Raw genomic sequence first — 19,904 nt, 5'->3', positions numbered from 1 at the left:
GGTAGTTTCCGATAAATCTAGTTGTTCTTGCCGCTTTAGAGTTAACATTAATTAGTGCCTCCTTACCATTCAAGGTAAATTATATGATCAAACTTTACATCATTGTGCTGATAATTAGTTTTACAGTAACTATAGAATCAAAGGCTTTTGAGACGTTAGATAAATTCAAAACTGCTCCTCAAAAGAGTTTAAATATAAGTGCGTCATCAAATTTTTTGTCTGAACCAGTAAAAGGAGTGAGTTTATTCTATTTAAATGGCCGAGACCAAGAAGATCTGCCACAACTTATTGAGAAACTTTATCACGGTGAAAACGCTTGCAAAGGCACAACAATTGGCGTTGAAAAAAGATTTATTAATACTTTGAATGAACTAAAACAATCTGGAGTGAATTGGGTTCGTTTGTTAATTGGTAAAGGATTTTATGAGATCTACAAAAATCGTTGTGATTTTGATTTACAACAGATATATCCGAAAATGTCAAAAACACATATAGAGGCCATTAACCACTTTTTAGCTTTTCTTACCCGCCCAGAATTTAACTTTAATATAGAGATAGTGCTCGGAGGATCAAAAAACTTTGCTGATGCGGAGCATGATATAGAATTTTTTGACAGTATATTGAGCCAAATAAATAAGACTAATATCAACATGGTCATGCTAGGCGGCGATGTTCAACCAAGCCGTGTGACTTATCATGCTAAATGGATTAAACGCATTTTTCATTTTTTCGATAATCATCCAGATCCAGCTCTAAAACATTTAAATTATTCATTTGATACTGTTACCTATCGTAATTCTGAGGATTTAAAAAGCTATTTAGACTGGGTAAAACAGAATATCCCTACGGCCTCTGTAGTCACACTTAATCTTTATGTACATTTACCAAAGGGAGAGGTCAAAAATACTAACTCTTATCATCAGCAGGTTATTAGCAATGCACTACAAATATATCGCGAATCTGGCATAAATAAACCACTGTGGATAGATGAGTTTGGTTTTAAACTTGAAACTGAACAAAGTCAGTTAATTGAGTCATATCAAAACCAAAAAGAGTATTACCAAAGTTACTTTTTAAGCACGCTGTGCACTAATAAAAACAGCTTACAGAATTCAATACCGGGATTTTTATGGGTGGTGGGTAATGATCGTTACCTAGCAGATCCAAGTAAGGATGGACCAAGAACACCATTTGGATTATTTGCAGGATTTAAACAAAACCAACCAATTACACAATCCGCATGGGCTATAGTTCAGCACTACTATCGAAATACAAGCTGTGAAAATACTAATTAACCTGAATATAAGTTAACAAATATCGACTATTTGGCTAAATTCAGCTGAAGGTAATATTTTTGTCTGTCTAGTAACTTAGCCTACTAAGCAAACTCACTATTTAACCTGAGTTCTGGATAAGAAGTATCGCCCAAGATAAATTTAACGATATAATTCAATAACATAATAATGTTCGTCCAAATCACCTCACCTGAATGCTCACTCGGTGACGAAATTTTTCGTGTATAGCAAGGCGGATTGTCGTACGTAATAACGTGTTATTGCTAGACAATCCAACGCTGCTAGGCACAAAAAGAGCGTTATCGAGAGGTTCGGCTTATCCAGTATTCAGGTTATTTACAACGTGCTGTAGATTTAATGAACATGTCCTGATGTCTCATACATAGCCTGTAAAACGTGAGCTTTATTTCAGATTAAATCTAGCCATATATTATTATTTATTTAAGTGTTATTCCCCTTCAAATGGAGAACCCAACTGTTGATTTTCATTAGCTTCTTGTCCTAGCGTAGCCTCGCTATTTTCTGGCTCTTTTACAGGAAACTCAGGGTTAGTTGGCTGAAGGGTTTCGCTTTCAGGAGACATATATGAAAGATCACCTGCTGGAGGAAGAGTCAATTGCATATCTTTATCAATCTCGGCTATCAGGGCGAGATCTTCAGTTGAAATAACATTCTGTACTTTTTTATTATTTGGCTTATCGACTTGCTGTGATACAGCTTCGTAAGATGGTTTATCAAATTCAATTGGATGTGAATTCGAACGCTCCGCTTCAGGTAAAGTATCTAATACAGGCGTTATAGATAATGGCTGATTATTAAGTGGCGCTTCAATTGGGTTAGGCGTTAGTAGCCAAATAATTAATAATACCAGCGCGAACAAAACGGCAACAACATAACCTTTATTTTTAGACAACATAATTTACCTTTCGATTTAGTTTAAATAAAGCAACAGCCTAGCCTTATAAGTATAATAAGACTTTACAATAAAATAGATAGACTAGTTAAGTGACCTCACAGCGGCTAAAACGTATTAAACCAAAGTCAACACACTATTTTAGATATATAATTCAATCATAACAAACACCTATTCACTTCGGAAATAAAAGATATTTATGCTTTTAAATAAGTAAATCTTTGAAAAATATCGCTAAAATAGCTAAATCGAAAATAGCAAGGAACGTTGCAAACAGGTATAGTTAATATTATTTATAGTAAGGTATTAAGTAGTGTAAATAAAAATTGTCGTTTTTTTAATCTTTACTCACTTTATAAAAGAATTACTCGCTTCTTTTAACCTTTTATCAGAAATCACATATTGATTGGAGAAAAACCTACATGGAAAACAAGCTAATCGTCAGCCCTGATGCCGTGATATTAAACGCGTTCATTAATAAAAATGCTGATGGCAAGCCCGGTATGCTCTCGTTAAATGCACAGTCCAGTGATGACGATGATAAAGTTGATATCAATGTTTTACTTAACCATCCTGACGGGAATGTTGAAATTTTAGTATTAGAGCCGAGTGATGGAACCGCTAATTCGGTTATACTCATCCTTCCATCTTTGACAGATTATTTAACTCTACAGTTTGGCAATAAACCCACAAGTAGTGAGCAAATAACAACACTAATTCAAGAATGGCAGCAGTATTTTAAAGCATGCCGTCAATTGTTACTTCTATATCCCGATACATTTAAAGCAAAAGGTATGGCAATTTCGCAAAGTGAGTGTGTGAAAGAATCGATACAATGCATCCTTTTGTCTGATCCTCAACTCGCTCAAGAGCATGAAGATTGGAGCTCTTTTGTCGTTGATAAGCATGATAACTTGCGTCCCGTCACACAAATTGTTGCAGATCTAGGGACAAAACTAAGCTCTGCTGCCACATTAAAAATATCTTTAGACAAACAACAAAAAGAACACGCAGAAACCACAAAACAAACAAGTGAGGCTATGGCACAAAAAAACTCAAAAATAATTGAGTTAACTAAACTTCAACAAGAAATACAAAACGCTCAACAACAGCTCACAAAAAACCTAACCGATAAAACCCATGAATTAGATAAAATAACTGAGTTAAATAATTCACTACAAAATCAATTAGAAAGTACAGTCAAAGTTAAAAAAAGCTTACAACAACAGTTTGAAGACACAAATAATCAATTAATAACAGAGCAAATTAGAGTAAAAGAAACGAAAGCTAAATTAGATCAAAAAGTACAATTCCTCGAACAAAAAAACAATGAAAACGAGATATTTACCCTACAAATCAATCAATTGAAAGAAGAGTTGGAAAGCACATTTACAGCAAAAAAAAGCTTACAATTGCTACTTGAAGAAACAAACGACAAGTTAATAACTGAACAAAAACAACACCAGAAAAAGGACCAAGAAAACCAGATGGCGAATGAACAAATAAAATCTGAGAAAGAATTGTTGTTATTACAAATAGCCCAACTTCAGGAAGAAATTGAACACTATTTTCTAGAGTACAATAAAGTATCTAAAACTTCCGAACCCGAAAAAAATAATGAGTTGCTCAATTTTAAAAAAGAGGTTCAGGCCCGATATCCGCAACTACTCACTGCGCAAAAATGCACTGTCACAGGTGGATTTGATAAAGCACCATTTTATCGCGCGGTATTTAAACTAGAACAAATAACAAATTTCGATAAGAGCTGGGCAAACTTTAACTTAATATTAAATGACAGAAAAAACATCCTTGATATTGAGTTTCAAGCTGCCGATAAAAATCGAGTGTACCCACTTTCTACTTTCATTAAATCTGGTAACAACAAAGTAAGTGATTACACACTTATTACACCTTATACTGCAGCGGGTCTAAATACATACAAACAATTACCCGATAGCGACCAAGCTTTGTTGAAATCAATACTTAACGAAATTGTACTTAAATTAACGACACAACAAATAACTCGCTCTGGACCAGGCAAAAACATCGACATTAATGCTTGGGTTAGTAAAATCCAAAAACTAATAAAAGACTTACAAACACCTGGAGATCTAAGCGCAAAAGAAACAGCACCAAAACCAGCAAAAGTACTTGTTTCTTCACTTGGCCAAGTCACTTTATTACAAAATATGGTGGCTCAAAATAACGAACATTTATCTATTCGTATTAAAGATTTAAAAATAGGCTCAACGCATTACCCTATTTATGAGTTTAAAGTGGGTGCCAAGAAAATTCATCCAACAAACTTCACAAAGTTGGGAAGCCTTGAATTCAGAGAATTAAAGAATAAGAAAGCACCATTGCCTGATTGGTCTCCCAAACAAAATGATAAGTGGGGACCCAAGTTAATGTTAGATATTACCCCTACCCCAACTAACGTCCACTTAGCAGAGTGGTCAACACTATCTGCCAATAACCGTGACTTCATAGCTACTTTATTACCCCTTATTGCGGCCAATATTCATAACTTAAAACTGAACGATATCAAGTTAAATCAGCCTATTGAACATTGGTACCAGTTACTTACTGCAATGACTCAATCATTTAATACTAAATAACTCGCGTTGTTAGCAGGAGATAAATATGAGTGAGACATTAACATTAACAACAGGCCTAACCTATGACTTTGACACGATTGTCGTTGCTAACGGGGGACAAGTCAGTAGTGGTTCATGGCTGAAAAAGTTAAATGCTAGGCGAATAATAATAGTAGAGCCAGATCCAAGCGCCTATTTAAAATTAGAGAAACTTGTTACTAACCTAGGCTTAAAAAATGTAGACTTGCAAAATAAAGCTCTAATACCTCATGAGCAAAAAGAAGTCACTTTTTACAAAGCCTCAATAAGTGAATTTAGTTCAGTATGTGAACCTAAACAAATCAAAAAAATTAGACCAGGGGTCACATTTAGTAGCACTAAAGTATCGTCAATTTGTTTCCCTTCATTCATTTCAGAATTAAACATAGATCCAGAAAAAGCCAATTTATTAGTATTGAATGTTAACGGGTTGGAGTTTCCGCTATTAAAACAATTAGAGAATAAAATATTTAACTGTTTAATTGTTCGAACAGCGAGCCAAGGGCTTTATAATAACGAGGAGCAGGCTAATGACATTTATCAACATTACTCAGAGCAAAAAATCCCATGGGTAAATGTGCCAGAGTCACTCCCTCCTTATATTAATTTACTAACGGTACGAAGCGCCAATTGGCATCAAACGTCTGAGAAACAGCAGCAACAACAATTAATCTCCGAGTTAACCTCTCAGTTACAGTCTACCCAAGAAACACATGTTGCTTTACAGCAAAAGCATAATGAGCAGGAACAAAGTGCGAATCAAAAACAACAGGCGTTGACGAAAGCGCAAACTGAATTAAGCGAAGTTACTCAACAGTTTGAATTATTAAAAAATCAGTTAGCAGAAAAACAACAAAATAATAAAAAGCTCCATGAAGACAATGAGTTTTTACAGCAAAAGCATAGTGAACAAGAACAAAACGCCAATCAAAAACAACAGGCGTTGACGAAAGCACAAACTGAATTAAGCGAAGTTACTCAACAGCTTGAATCAATAAAAAATCAATTAGCAGAAAAACAACAAAATAATAAAAAGCTCCATGAAAACAATGAGTTTTTACAACAAAAGCATAGTGAACAAGAACAAAACGCCAATCAAAAACAACAGGCGCTTGCGAAAGCACAAACTGAATTAAGCGAAGTTACTCAACAGCTTGAATCAATAAAAAATCAATTAGCAGAAAAACAACAAAATAATAAAAAGCTCCATGAAAACAATGAGTTTTTACAACAAAAGCATAATGAACAAGAACAAAGCGCCAATCAAAAACAGCAAGCGCTTGCGAAAGCACAAACTGATTTAAGCGAAGTTACTCAACAGCTTGAGTCATTAAAAAATCAGTTAGAAGAAAAGCAACAGAATAATCAAGAGCTTCAAGAAAACAATGTGTCTTTACAACAAAGGCTGAAAGAACAAGAACAAAGTGCCAATCAAAAACAGCAAGCGCTTGCGAAAGCACAAACTGAATTAAGCGAAGTTACTCAACAGCTTGAATCAATAAAAAATCAATTAGCAGAAAAACAACAAAATAATAAAAAGCTCCATGAAAACAATGAGTTTTTACAACAAAAGCATAATGAACAAGAACAAAGCGCCAATCAAAAACAGCAAGCGCTTGCGAAAGCACAAACTGAATTAAGCGAAGTTACTCAACAGCTTGAATCAATAAAAAATCAGTTAGTTTCAAAACAGCAACAAAATAAAAAGCTCGAAGAAAGCCAGGTTACGGCGCAACAACAACTTAAAGAACGAGATCAGAGTGTTGTTCAATTGCAAGAGACGCTTGGAAGCGTTAACAATGAAAAGACAGCACTAGAGAATGACGTTAATCAAGAAAGAAAAAAATTGGCGTCGTTACAGGAAAACATCCAAAATTTAGAAGCCTTAGTTGTTTCGTTAAAGCAAGAAAAACACAGTTCCACAGAGATGTTAGAGAAGCAACAACAAAGTATAAGTGAACAAATTCAGAGTTTTAACACACAAATAAATGAATTAAATAACGAGCTAGCTGCGACAAAAGGGCAGCTTAATCAAAGTGTTTTACAGTTGGACAAATACAAGGTACTTGCAGAAAACTTAAAAGTAGAAAGCTTTGAGCTTGAAAAGCGAATGGTTGATCGGCAACATACCTTTGATTTAGCAATGAAGTTACAAACAAAAGCGCAAATTGATCTCGATGATTTACGTGAAAAATACCATATCAAGCATGATAATGAGCAGCAACTAGTTGACTTGGTTGGTGAATTACGCGTTAAATTGCAGCAAGCTGCAGAGTATTATTCCCACTTGCAAGAAAAACACCCTGAACTCAATGAGGTAACACAAACTAAAGTTGAGTATTCTGATTTGGAAAATATTGAAATCAGTAATGGTAAAAACTCGGCGCTAACAGAGAAAAAGTCGCGGGTTGAGCAGACTAAAAACAAGTCTGGTGGTAAGAGATGAAGACTTCCCTTCAATCTCTACAGCGGTCTCTAACTGAGGCTGTTAAAATGATTGACCAGAGTAAGTTAATGCCTGCTGACAAACAACTTGCTTTGAATACGCATACAGCTTTGGGGAATAAGCTCGATTTTTCACAAGCTAATTCTCTCTTAGATAAATGTTTAAGCGTCGAAAAGCAATATCAAAATAGCAAGCCGGTATTGAGAATTATTCACCACTTTGCTTGCAGTGGAGGTACGTTAATCTCACAATGTTTTGCAGCAATGCCTAATATTTATTTACTCAGTGAGATACATCCATATACCAATTTACACCTAGGAGGTGAAAGAGCGAAATATTTACCCTCAGATGTTATATCTTTAAGTAAACAGGCAAGTATACCTAACATTGAACAGTTAGCTGACAAGATATTCATAAGTAATATTACAAAGGCGAATGACCATGTTCGCCAATATGCAGGTGAGCTTATCTTGCGCGACCATACTCATTCAGATTTTTGCGTTGGATCTACTACTGCTGATAAACCCGCCTTATTTTCGTTGTTAGAATCGCACTTCCAAATTAAGAATATAGTGACAATACGAAACCCAGTCGATTCTTACTTATCACTTGTTAATAATAACTGGAAGCATTTTACGCCCTTTTGTTTTGAAGAATATTGCCAACGTTTTATTGAAATGACGACATTTTATAACAAAAGTGATATTTATCGTTACGAGGATTTTGTTAAAGACCCTAGTGTCGTTATGCAACAAATGTGTAACTCTCTTGATTTGCCATATTCTAGCTATTTTATCGATATATTCGACTTGTTTAAGGTTACAGGAGGGAGTGGAAGAACATCTTCAGTTATCTCAGAAATGCCGCAGCGTGAATTATCTGCTGAATTTCAAAAGGAAGTTCAAGAATCAAGAAGCTATAATCTTATTGCTAAAAAATTTAATTATTAAAACAAAGAGAAATAATTATTGGAAAAAGTATAATCATTAAAATTTGATATTCTAATGGTATTTATCTTCTTACTTTTATTTTGGTAATATTATCGAGTTAATGTTTAATAGAAAATCATAATTTATTTATAAGGAAAAATATGTTTCTAATTGCGGTTCGTGTGTCATTGAATCAAAATCTCTTATTTTGGATACTTTTGAAAAATCAAAGAAAATAACAAGCAAGTTAGACATGGAGTATCTGAGGGCGCGTATAAAATTAGTAGTGAGGAACTTTTATAAGACACAGTGCGATCCGCGTTAAAATGCTGACCAAGTATTAAAAATGGCGCCTTTGGTTGCTGATTATATAAAAGAAGACTAGTTTCATCCATCTTCTTAAATCAAAAATATTAGTGACAGTATTCAAATTAAGGTCTTACTAACACTTATATTATGGAATAAAAGATAAAAATAGAGTAAATATGCAAGAGAACAACTACAAATTAAATGAAAAAAAACCACAAAAACTCTGTTTAGTTATTGGAAATGGACCTTCAGCAAAGTTAGTAAACTATGATTATCTTAAACAGCATAATATTGATTTTATTGGCATGAATACTGCTTTTCGATATTGGGATGTTACAGGGATATATCCTACCTACTACATTTCAGTTGATACTGTAGTAACGAAAAGCAACGCTAAAGATATAATCAGACTAATCAACGAGTCCAAGATTAAGAAGTTTTTCTTAAGCAAAACATTTAGTGAAATTCATCCAGAATATGAATTTCACGAAAAGGTAGTGATAGTAGAGAAAATAATTGGGGATAAATCTTATAAGTTTTTATCGGATGATGGAGCACGCACTACTGGAGCTTGGGGACTTAGGGTAGCTGCGGAAATGGGGTATGGTAAAGTAAGTCTGATTGGATTTGACGGAGTTAGAGAAGAGTTACTAAAAGAGGCTGAAAGAGTAGACGCAGAAAATTCATTAGAACTTCGACTTAAAAGTAGCCCTAAGTTTAATCCAAATTATTTTTTCTCTGGTTATCAACAAAAAGGTGATAGCTATCAGGTACCAAATGTTGCAGGGTATACGAAACAAAATGGCATTAAACTACATACCGATGCAGTTCGAAAGGCTATTTACGACTTGGTGCATCTAAATAATATTGAGGTATATTCTCACAGCCATGACGATTATTCGGGGCTGTTCACTAAATGCTCCACATTGGGATTAATTAACCAAGAGAACTCCCCTTCAAAAATTGATGGTGAAAACTTGACTGGCTTTCAATTAGAAGCAGTAATCTCAGAAATAAAAAATCAGTATGGGTATATTTTAGCTACAGATATTGATGTGACAAGTGTTGACAGTTTTTACATAGGTAAACCAATAAATTCAAGCGCTGATTGTATCATTGACCCAGAATTGGATTTAAATGCTACGCTAAACGGTCGCCAACCTACTTATTTTGTAAAAAACTCATTTTTTGAGAGTGATACAAAAGATTGGATAGAGTTTAACCTGTCAAATGTTATACGGTGGGGAGGGGTAATTGAGTGGGAAATAGAATGCGAAAATGGAATAGTTGACTATATAGATAAAATTGACATTGAATCTAGTCTAAAGACAAAAATATTAAATTACGATAAGAATGTATTTATAAACTTGGATGGTAACAATGTTAATTTCTGGCACACGTTTAAAATGTGCTTGAAAGACTTTTTTTTCGAACGGAATGTATGTCATCAAATTTCCTCTTCATTGCCTAGAGAAACCAATCAATCAATTAATATTAATTCTGCTGGTGAATCAAATCTCAGCGATAATTTATTATTTAATGATGGCGCTAAGATTAATCAGAAATTTTTATTGCTTTATCATGGGTTAATTGACGTTCGTCGCATAAGGCTTGCGCTTACTATAGTCAGTGAAACTGATGAAGAAGTTGAATTTTCTATTGCCCCGAATAGGACATCTCCATCAACAAGAGAGAAGTCTTTAAAGCCTCAGAGATACAAGCTTAAGAAGAATGAAAGAACAGTTATTGAATTTAGTAACATTTACAAGCATAGGCACAATGTTACAAGAGTAATACTCAGTAACCGTTCAAATTCTAACTTTCAAGTTAACGTTGAAAGTGCAGTTTTAACAATCATAGATAAATCTGGCATTGTGCATCTCAAAACATGGTTGTCTAAACCGCAATCAATAAATAATAGTAGAGAAGTTCGACCACAAGAGTCTGGCGTTTTTGTTTTTATAGAATCAGATATGGTTGATATGCAGGGTCATTATTATAGGTATGTATGCAATCTTCTTGGGCACAAATCAATTGATAATTGGAGGAAAGTCCTTGTTGCTAGAGAAAATATGAACGTTGGATTAGAACAGATAACTAATACTGAAATAAAAAAAGTTTACAATAGAAATACTTGGACTATACAAACAAACGAAGATAATTTTTATGAACGAACAGTTCAATCACTTGAGAGCCTACATAATTTAGAACGCCCTTATATATATATTTATACCGGAAGTATTTTTCACGCTATTCAGTTAGGAAAAATTCTTAGTGAAACCAGATTTCGAAACGCATATGTAACCTGTAATCTTTTTTGGGAGATGATCAAAGATACTGGTACAGATAAATATATTAATGGATTTAAGCAACTAAGTGGTGTCTTGAACGCAAATGCTACAAGGTTAAAATTGACTGCTCCCACTAATTATGTTCAGGAATTAGTCTATCAACACACCGGTATGACACTAGAAATAGCGCCGCACCCTGCTACGGGCTTTGATGATGAGCTTTTCTCTAAGCGCGTTAAATCATATAGCTCCGATGAATCAAAATCACGAAAAAACCGTAACTTAATTCTGTTTCCAGGGGTAAATACCCAGGATAAAGGTTATCAATACGGTATAGAAATAGCAGAAGAATTGTCAAAGCAGGGCTATAGATGTCTAGTGCGGCCTTCCGAGGGAATAGAGAGAAAGAGTAATCTCGATTACCTCGAACTCGGTGTTAGTGAGAATGAATTTGACCAAGTTTTGAAACAGGCCGATTTAATTGTTCTCCCATATATGCCTAGCGGGTTCAAATCTAGGACTTCTGGTTTAGTGGTTGATGCTTTATATAACGGAGCTAATTGTTGTGTAATTGAGAATACTTGGCTGGAAGAGTTTGTTAAGACTACAGGCTGTGGAATTTCTATTTGTGAAAATAACTATGTCAACGCAGTTGACAAAATTATTAGTTATATAGAGTCAAACACGGATCGTACAGTTAACATAACTGGCATGACCGAATATTTTAATAAAAATAGCTGGGAAAAGTTGATAAAACAGGTGACGTGGAAATGATAAATAAAAAGAAAATTGCTGCTTTTGTTCCAATAAAATTAAATTCTAGGAGGTTGCCTAATAAAAACTTTTTGAATTTAGGAAACAGGCCGCTGGCACACTATATATTTGATACTTTACATCAGATTGAAGAGTTAGATTCTGTTTACTGCTATACAAGTCAAAGCCAAATCATAAAGCTCCTTCCGGATAAAACTAAACTACTCCCAAGACCGGCAAACCTTGATGGAGACGATGTTTCTGGTAATCAGCTTTTTGATTATGCAATCCAAAAACTGTCTAATTATGATGTCATCGTATTGTGTCATCCTACTGGACCTTTTGTGGAAGCTGAATCATTAAAACAGGGTATTCATGCTGTAATAAGTGACGATTACGATTGCGCCATAGCTGTAGAAAAACTGCGAACATATGCTTGGTTTAATGGAAAGCCACTTAATTATGAACCCAATAAAATGGCACAAACTCAAGATTTGCAGCCTGTTTTTGCTGAAACTAGTGGCTTCTATATTTTTGAAAGAGAAAAATACAAGAAAACCAAAAGCAGGGTTGGTGAAAAGCCGGCTTTTATTGAAGTAAATCGACGAGAAGCTGTAGACATAGACTATCCTTCAGATTTTGCTTTCGCGGAGCATATGCTTGGCTATGACGAAAAAGAAAAGGCACTTTCTTTCGATAGATTTTTTGTAGATATTGTTAAAGAAAAAGCGATTCACGGAAAGATAAGGCACTATTCATTCGATTTAGACGGAGTAATCATTGATAGTATCGAAGTAATGGAGAAGAGTTGGTGTGCGGTTGGTGGTGAGTACAATTTAGAAATAGGCTTTGACGAATACAAAAAACATATTGGAAGGCCTTTACACGACATTTTAAAAATGATTGGTGTACCAGATACAAAAATAGATTCTGTGGCAAAAAGTTATTCTGCCCAAACAAGGCTGCATAAAGACGCTATCAAATCTTATCCAGAAGTAGTGGAAGCTATCAAAGTTCTTAAAAAAGATGGTTACCTTATCTCAATTGTTACTTCAAAACCTCGAGAGAGGGCTGAGGAAATAGTGGAAGGCTTGTTTGGAAAGGATTCTGGTATTGTTTTAGTATCGCCAGAGGATTTACCATCAAAGCGTGGTAAACCAGCCCCTGATCCAATATTATTAGCTTGCTGTTTAAACGGATGTGACCCTCAGGAGACCATCTACATTGGCGATATGGACGTCGATAAAAGAGCGGCTAAAAGAGCGGCTGTTCACTTTGTTCATGCTAGTTGGGGATATGAAGAATTACCAGAGTTAGATGAAGTTTGGTTTGGTGATGCAAAATCTCTATGTCAATACTTGTATGAAATTAGCAATGCTCAAAGTAAAGAGGTTTGATTGTTGAAGTGATCAAGCAGATTGATGATACTTTAGCTGTACAAAATGTAAGTTCAGGAGAAACTAGTTGGAAACACTGTTCGATAACGATGTATTGAAAGTCACAATACAGAGCACATCCTCAAAAATTGTAGTTTTTTGTTTTACTGGTGTTGGGCACGCTATGGGCAGTATAGATGTTCAAAAAGAAGAATTTTATCGAATATCTCAATCAGCAACTACGATATTCATTACAGACAAACAAAGGTCTTGGGGGAACAATATTAATTTTGATGAAATTAAATTGATATTAGAACCGCACATAAAAGAGAAACAACTTTACGCACTTGGAAACTCTATGGGTGGCTATTTAGCAGTGGTTGCATCGAAATATTTTCTATTTAATTCTGTCGTTGCCTTTGTGCCTCAATATAGTGTATCAAAAAGGATTATTCCTACAGAGGATAGGTGGGATAAATATATCAACGAAATTCAAGAATGGAAAATAGAGTCACTTGAAGGATGCTTTGCGGATAATATTAATTATTACATTTTTGGTGACTTTTCCAAAAAAGAGAGGGTTCAGCTGGAGCTGTTCCAAAGACAAGAGAACATCCATAAAATAATCATCAAAAACACCGGATGGAATCATCAAGTGGCTAAAAAGCTGAGAGAGCTTGGGAGCCTATATGATTGCATATTAAGCTGCTTTGAGCTAAAGAGCACTGATTATATAAAAGCGATAATTGAATCTTCGTCATTAGAGGTAATCGAATTTGTGCCTGATTAATTTCAGAGTTTTAACAGTCATGATCTAGCCTTGATTGAAATGTAATACAGCTAACAAGCAAATCAACGTGGACTAAAAATTGTGGGCTGCGCCAGTACCTCGCACATTTTAGACCATAATTTTAGCCAGTTATGGGCGTTAGCGCGACTAAGAAAATCTACTGGCACCAACGTTAAAAACATTGACTTTTGTGAGCAATTTAAAGGAGAAAGAACAGAGTGTTTTATATATTTCACCATATGCCAAAGTGTGGCGGCACGAGTTTCAGAAAATTCCTAGAATCAGTGTTTGATGTACATACTGACTATCACGTGGGAAACAATGTGTCCCACCCAGAAAAATTTAAAGAATACATCAGCAGCCCTGTAAATTTGGAAAAACTAAATAAAAATAGTTGTCTTGTTGGGCACTATAACAGCGAAGAAATACGACTCTGGCAACGTTATCCAGAGCTTGATAGATATAATCATAAAAAGTTCTCTATTCTAAGAGAACCATTAGAAACTGCTATTAGTGGTGTTAAATTTGGAGTCAAGCGAGGCTGGTATGATGAAAATATGTCAAAAGAAACCAAGGAAAGGCTATTATTGGGCAGAGCAAATTACCTTTCAAGCACTTTGGGTATCGAAAGTAAATCTGATGCAGAAAACGTCATGGATAAATATTGGTTTATCGCTCCTCTCGATAAAATTGACTTGGCGGCCAAGTTAATTGCATTAGAAATTGGAAAAGAACCGAAAACCGTGGGGACATTAAACGCGACTAAGTCTGAGGACGACTTTATCGATAAAGAATTGCAAGAAAAGTTCATGGAAAAAGCTGCCTTAGATATATATGTATATAATCTCTGCATCTCACGATTCGAATCTATAACTGAAGAGCTTTGAAATATATTCTAATAAAGCGTTAATCGGGTGGCCGGAGGTATCTAACCCCAGCCCCCACAACACCCTGAATGCGGCTCCACACAGGGCGTTTCATTTAGGATAGCAAATCAATGGCGTCGCCCATAAGTCAGCCGGTGTCAATATTGCGATAAAAGTCGAGCCGCGTTACTTTCGTCTTGCAGAAGTTGAAGGCTCTGGCATGACTGCCAAGCCAATCAGGCAAACTCTGACTGTAGGTCGCTTCAACAATAAACGGTTATCTAGACACCCTTAATTAAAATGTGCCCATAATCACTAAATGAACGTGTAGTCAATAATGGAAATATTTGTGTATTTGGTTTTCATATGAGGAATTTAAAAGTATTTTGGATGCAAAGTATGGCTCAACTTTGAAAGTTGCTAGAATTGAGAATAAAACTTCACGGTTTGTTAATAACAAAAGTGAGCTAATATTTAAAGCAGAGATTTCTTCTTCAATTGTTAATGAGTTTGAAGAAAAACATTTTATTGATAGCGAGCTATATATGAAGTCTCTTTGATTGTTAACTAAAAGATAAGCAAAGATCTGGGGGCAGAGTCTTGAATTTTGCATTATGGCTTAATTTGAAAATGTGGCAACCTCAGGTATTGTCTTTTGCTTGCCTATTATTCTAGGAATTGTAAATTAAATCATCAATAATATTAACAATGAGTAAAAAAATGAAAAAAGCATTAATTACCGGTGTAACCGGCCAGGACGGTTCTTATTTAGCCGAATTTTTATTAGAAAAAGGATATGAAGTTCACGGTATTAAACGTCGTGCTTCATTGTTTAATACACAACGTGTCGATCATATTTATGAAGACGTGCATATTGAAAATGCCCGCTTTAAATTACACTACGGCGACTTATCCGATTCATCAAATCTTATCCGTATTATGCGTGAAGTAGAGCCCGATGAAGTGTATAACCTTGGTGCGCAGTCGCATGTTGCCGTTTCGTTCGAAGCCCCTGAATATACAGCTGATGTTGATGCATTAGGTACGTTGAGGCTATTAGAGGCAATTCGCTTCTTAGGTTTGGAAAAGAAAACAAAATTCTATCAAGCCTCAACGTCTGAGTTGTACGGTGAAGTGCAAGAAATACCACAAAAAGAAACCACGCCGTTTCATCCACGTTCACCTTATGCGGTAGCTAAAATGTATGCTTATTGGATAGCGGTTAACTACCGTGAGTCTTATGGTATTTATGCCTGTAATGGTATTTTGTTTAACCATGAATCACCACGTCGTGGCGAAACTTTCGTTACTCGTAAAATTACTCGTGCTGTTGCTAATATCGCTCAGGGACTTGATTCATGTTTGTATTTAGGCAATATGGATGCATTACGTGATTGGGGTCATGCTAAAGACTACGTACGTATGCAATGGATGATGTTACAACAAGACAATCCTGAAGATTTTGTCATTGCCACAGGTAAACAAATTTCTGTACGTGAGTTTGTCCGTATGTCTGCTGAAAATGCTGGCATAACAATAGAATTCAGTGGCGAAGGTCTGAGTGAGATTGCTACTGTCACTGCTATAATTGGCGATGATGCACCAGAAGTTAAAGTCGGCGATGTAATTGTCAAAGTTGACCCTCGTTATTTCCGTCCTGCAGAAGTTGAAACACTGCTCGGAGACCCTACTAAAGCCAAAGAAAAACTTGGCTGGGTACCTGAGATAACAGTTGAAGAAATGTGTGCGGAGATGGTAGAGCATGACTTAAGTAAAGCTAAGCAGCATGCATTACTCAAAAAACATGGCTTTGCTGTTTCTGTTTCTAAAGAATAATTTAACTCACAAGTAAATAATAGTTTTAGATTAATAACATTGAATGGCACTAGACAACTAGTGCCATTTGCAATTTAGGCACTTTGTTAATCAAGTTTGCATAATACCTATTAACCAATAAAGAAGCGATTCAATGAAGAAGATATTCGTAGCAGGCCATCGAGGTATGGTGGGCTCAGCAATTGTTCGACAATTGCAGGCTCGTGGTGATTGTGAATTAGTATTACGATCGCGAAAAGAATTAGATTTAACCAATCAGCAAGCCGTAGCTGAATTTTTTCAAACAGAAAAAATAGACCAAGTTTACCTTGCTGCAGCAAAAGTGGGCGGTATTATTGCCAATAACACTTACCCTGCCGATTTTATTTACGAAAACTTAATGATTGAATGTAATATTATACATTCTGCCCACGTAGCAGACATTCAACAGTTATTGTTTTTAGGCTCAAGTTGTATTTATCCTAAACTCGCAGCACAGCCAATGGCTGAAACGGCATTGTTAACAGGAACTTTGGAGTCAACTAACGAACCTTATGCCCTAGCTAAAATAGCTGGTATTAAATTATGTGAATCTTATAACCGCCAATATGGCAGAGATTACCGTAGCGTTATGCCGACCAACTTATATGGACCACATGATAACTTTCACCCTGAAAACTCTCATGTTATCCCAGCTTTGTTACGCCGTTTTCATGAAGCTAAACTTAATAATGACAGTGAAGTGGTTGCTTGGGGCAGTGGAAAACCTATGCGCGAGTTTTTGCATGTGAAAGACATGGCCGCAGCCTCGATACACGTGATGGAATTAGACAAAGTCACTTATGATGAAAATACCGAGCCAATGTTGAGTCATATCAATGTCGGTACTGGCGTTGATTGTACTATTCGAGAACTAGTAGAAACTGTTGCCAAAGTTACCGGGTTTCAGGGAGATATTGTATTTGATGCAACTAAACCCGACGGAGCCCCGCGAAAGTTAATGAATGTTGACCGTTTAGCTGCACTAGGTTGGAAATATAATTATTCACTGGAAGAAGGCCTACAAGATGCTTATCAATGGTTTTTAGATAACCAAGATAGTTTTAGACAAGCTTAAAACAATTTTAAAAGCTAGTAGCTAGCAGTTCGTAACTAAAAATTCAGTTATTAATTACTAGCTAGTATTTACTGTTTATGGATTTAATACATATGTTTTTGGATGACAATACGTTTAGCACTGTCATTACGAGTGCACCACTAGTTTCTATTGACCTATTGGTAAAAAACAAACAAAACCAATATCTTTTAGGCTTACGCAATAATCGACCGGCTAAGGGTTATTGGTTTGTACCGGGAGGTAGAATTCTAAAAGATGAGACCATAGATGCCGCTTTTATACGCTTAACTAAAGAAGAGTTGGGGGTAACCTTTGAACGAACTGATGCTGTATTTTTAGGCCCCTATGAACACTTCTATAAGGACTATGTATTTGGTACAGACACAAGTACGCATTATGTAGTACTGGCTTATACCATAGTAATCGATATAAACTTAGCAGAACTACCTAATAGTCAGCACTGTCAATATCAGTGGTTGAGTCGCGAAGATTTATTAAATAGCGATAGCGTACATAAACATTCAAAGTGGTATCTAGAATAAATTTCCCCACAGCTATTATGGCTGTTGTAACATTACAGAGATAAATAAATGAACATCATTAAGGGCATTCAAAGAAGATTGTCACCCTACTTCAAAAAGCAGGCTATATCGAGTAAAAGTTCAAAATGCATACAATTTCATATTGATGAGTTTTCATTACAGCGAATCGCTGGTTGGTTATGTCGGCAACAAGGAAATGAGTTCATTGATTGTGAAATAACAGTATTGCTAAATGGGCAAGTTATTCAGAACACTGAAATTAATATACAAAGAGCAGATTTAAAAAACGCTGGCTTTGGTAATGGCCGACATGGGTTTAACGTTGCTGTTAATTGGCAGAAATTTGAGGTAGGTAAGAATATTCTAGAACTAAAAGTCGATGATACCAGTAAAGCGGTGATTGAATTAGTTGTCACACAAAAGGAAATGATGGTAGCTATGACACAGCAAATTAATACTCATATTGACACTTCGTTTTCTCGATTAAGAGATCAATTAACCGACGAATTTGCACGTAACCGAACGGCAGCCTTTAACCACTTAAAGCGTTAGTTTTCAGTCATGCAGTTCGTTTTACTAGATCCTGGCTTTGAAGATATAAGCTCTCACCATGCAAACGTAAATAGACAATTATATTTGCATGCTAAGAAAGCGGATGTTGCTTTAACAATTTTGGCAGCAAAGAAATTGGTGCCTAGTAAACTCGTCCAATCTGAAGATTCAGTCTTCCAGCAAAGCATAAAACCATGGTTTAAAACCCCTTGTTATACCAATAATTTAAAACCTTTAGATGTTATCCAAGAACAGGCTCTAGCCCAGCAATTTTGCAATGAACTCGAAATAGCAATAAAAGACAATATTATACAGTCTAATGACACTTTGCTTATACACACCTGTTTTAGTTTCCATGTATTAGGACTCGCAATTTGGCTACTTAAGATTAAAAATGCTTTCACGGGGAAGTTAGTGGTTTGTGGCATGTTTTATCCGGGTAAGCGTGTCCTCAAAGACGGTGAAGATTTTTTAGATTTTGTATGGTATCTGAGAAATAGGTTAGCTTTTATTCTTTTAAAAGAAGCAAGTGAAAAACTAACACTGACGCTAGCTACCAGCTGCGCATCTTTTATTGAGGCCTACCAGAATTGTACGGGATTGGCATTTACACTCCATCCAGTCATTAATTACATACCACCTAGCGCCACATTTTCCAAAACAAAGCCTTGTAAGCGCGTGATATTGTACATAGGTAGTGTAAAACGCGATAAAGGTGTGGCCCGCTTACATGAACTTATACCTGATTTAATGGAACAAACAGATGATCTAGAGTTTTTTATTCATTTTAATCAAGCCTCTCCTGGTGCTCGAGAATTCATTTCCTTAAAACCACAATTAATTCAGTTAGCCAAAACTCATACAAATTTAAAATTACACTTTTCACCTATGTCGCAAAGTGAATATGAATACCAATTATCAATAAGTGATGCGATAGTTCTACTTTATGAACCTCAAAAATATCAATTAAAAACATCTGGATTACTATGGGATGCTATACGGTACCCTGATTTAGCTGTTATTTGTTCGACTGGAATTTGGGCTGAGTACGAATATATTGCGATTGGAGGCTCACCATTTACATTTGACTATGAGGATAAACAAGATGTCATCGCAACGATTAAACAATGGCAAAGTGCAGATTCAAACCCACTACAATTGACACAATACGGCTATACGATCAATCAACCATTTGCTGATTGGTGTTTCTCAAGCCCAGTAAATATGTAACAATCGCGGCATATCGTCATATACACCCACTTAAACAAAAGAAA

The 19,904-nt window shown here is 35.6% G+C and carries 14 protein-coding genes; 13 read left to right on the top strand and 1 reads right to left on the bottom strand.

Translation table 11 applies throughout. The features are described from left to right. The first annotated feature begins 83 nt into the window (after window positions 1–83). A complete protein-coding gene (locus tag GQR87_RS04550; RefSeq protein WP_158966988.1) occupies window positions 84–1,295 on the top strand; it encodes a hypothetical protein in 1,212 nt (403 codons plus the stop codon). A gap of 448 nt (window positions 1,296–1,743) precedes the next feature. Here GQR87_RS04550 and GQR87_RS04545 read toward each other — a convergent pair whose 3' ends face one another. Continuing rightward, window positions 1,744–2,211, bottom strand: coding sequence for a hypothetical protein (locus tag GQR87_RS04545; RefSeq protein WP_158966986.1), 468 nt, complete (start codon window positions 2,209–2,211; stop codon window positions 1,744–1,746). Between the two features lie 419 nt (window positions 2,212–2,630). Between GQR87_RS04545 and GQR87_RS04540 the strand changes: the two genes are divergently transcribed. From GQR87_RS04540 to GQR87_RS04485, 12 genes are all read left to right on the top strand, one after another. Then, window positions 2,631–4,826 (top strand): hypothetical protein, encoded by a 2,196-nt coding sequence (locus tag GQR87_RS04540; RefSeq protein ID WP_158966984.1) that lies wholly within the window; start codon window positions 2,631–2,633, stop codon window positions 4,824–4,826. Between the two features lie 25 nt (window positions 4,827–4,851). Next, on the top strand, window positions 4,852–7,290 hold the full coding sequence (locus tag GQR87_RS04535) for an FkbM family methyltransferase (protein WP_158966982.1): 2,439 nt from the start codon (window positions 4,852–4,854) through the stop codon (window positions 7,288–7,290). Window positions 7,291–7,358: 68 nt separating this feature from the next. Next, window positions 7,359–8,240 (top strand): hypothetical protein, encoded by an 882-nt coding sequence (locus GQR87_RS04530; protein ID WP_158966980.1) that lies wholly within the window; start codon window positions 7,359–7,361, stop codon window positions 8,238–8,240. Between the two features lie 464 nt (window positions 8,241–8,704). Then, on the top strand, window positions 8,705–11,593 hold the full coding sequence (locus GQR87_RS04525) for a hypothetical protein (RefSeq protein ID WP_158966978.1): 2,889 nt from the start codon (window positions 8,705–8,707) through the stop codon (window positions 11,591–11,593). Beyond that, complete coding sequence (locus GQR87_RS04520; RefSeq protein WP_158966976.1) at window positions 11,590–12,969, top strand: acylneuraminate cytidylyltransferase; 1,380 nt, start codon at window positions 11,590–11,592, stop codon at window positions 12,967–12,969. Before GQR87_RS04525 ends, GQR87_RS04520 begins: the two co-directional genes overlap by 4 nt. Before the next feature lie 67 nt (window positions 12,970–13,036). After that, window positions 13,037–13,738 (top strand): hypothetical protein, encoded by a 702-nt coding sequence (locus GQR87_RS04515; RefSeq protein ID WP_158966974.1) that lies wholly within the window; start codon window positions 13,037–13,039, stop codon window positions 13,736–13,738. A 323-nt stretch (window positions 13,739–14,061) separates the two neighbouring features. Beyond that, the gene (locus GQR87_RS04510; protein WP_158966972.1) at window positions 14,062–14,625 is read left to right on the top strand and encodes a hypothetical protein; all 564 of its coding nucleotides are present in this window, start codon (window positions 14,062–14,064) and stop codon (window positions 14,623–14,625) included. 699 nt (window positions 14,626–15,324) lie between these two features. Beyond that, window positions 15,325–16,440, top strand: a complete 1,116-nt coding sequence (gmd, locus tag GQR87_RS04505; RefSeq protein ID WP_158966970.1) for a GDP-mannose 4,6-dehydratase — start codon at window positions 15,325–15,327, stop codon at window positions 16,438–16,440. Between the two features lie 133 nt (window positions 16,441–16,573). Next, the gene (locus tag GQR87_RS04500) at window positions 16,574–17,536 is read left to right on the top strand and encodes a GDP-L-fucose synthase (RefSeq protein WP_158966968.1); all 963 of its coding nucleotides are present in this window, start codon (window positions 16,574–16,576) and stop codon (window positions 17,534–17,536) included. Between the two features lie 77 nt (window positions 17,537–17,613). Beyond that, a complete protein-coding gene (locus GQR87_RS04495; RefSeq protein ID WP_370459619.1) occupies window positions 17,614–18,078 on the top strand; it encodes a GDP-mannose mannosyl hydrolase in 465 nt (154 codons plus the stop codon). A gap of 48 nt (window positions 18,079–18,126) precedes the next feature. Next, window positions 18,127–18,630, top strand: coding sequence for a hypothetical protein (locus tag GQR87_RS04490; protein ID WP_158966966.1), 504 nt, complete (start codon window positions 18,127–18,129; stop codon window positions 18,628–18,630). A 9-nt stretch (window positions 18,631–18,639) separates the two neighbouring features. Beyond that, window positions 18,640–19,860 carry a hypothetical protein gene (locus GQR87_RS04485; RefSeq protein ID WP_158966964.1) on the top strand — a complete coding sequence of 407 codons (1,221 nt, stop codon included), beginning with the start codon at window positions 18,640–18,642 and terminating at the stop codon, window positions 19,858–19,860. Window positions 19,861–19,904 lie beyond the last annotated feature (44 nt).

Origin of the sequence: Paraglaciecola sp. L3A3, from assembly GCF_009796765.1 — a bacterium.
Taxonomy (GTDB): domain Bacteria; phylum Pseudomonadota; class Gammaproteobacteria; order Enterobacterales; family Alteromonadaceae; genus Paraglaciecola.
The sequence above is the reverse complement of the archived record's forward strand: the minus strand, read 5'-3'. Positions and strand labels throughout refer to the sequence as shown.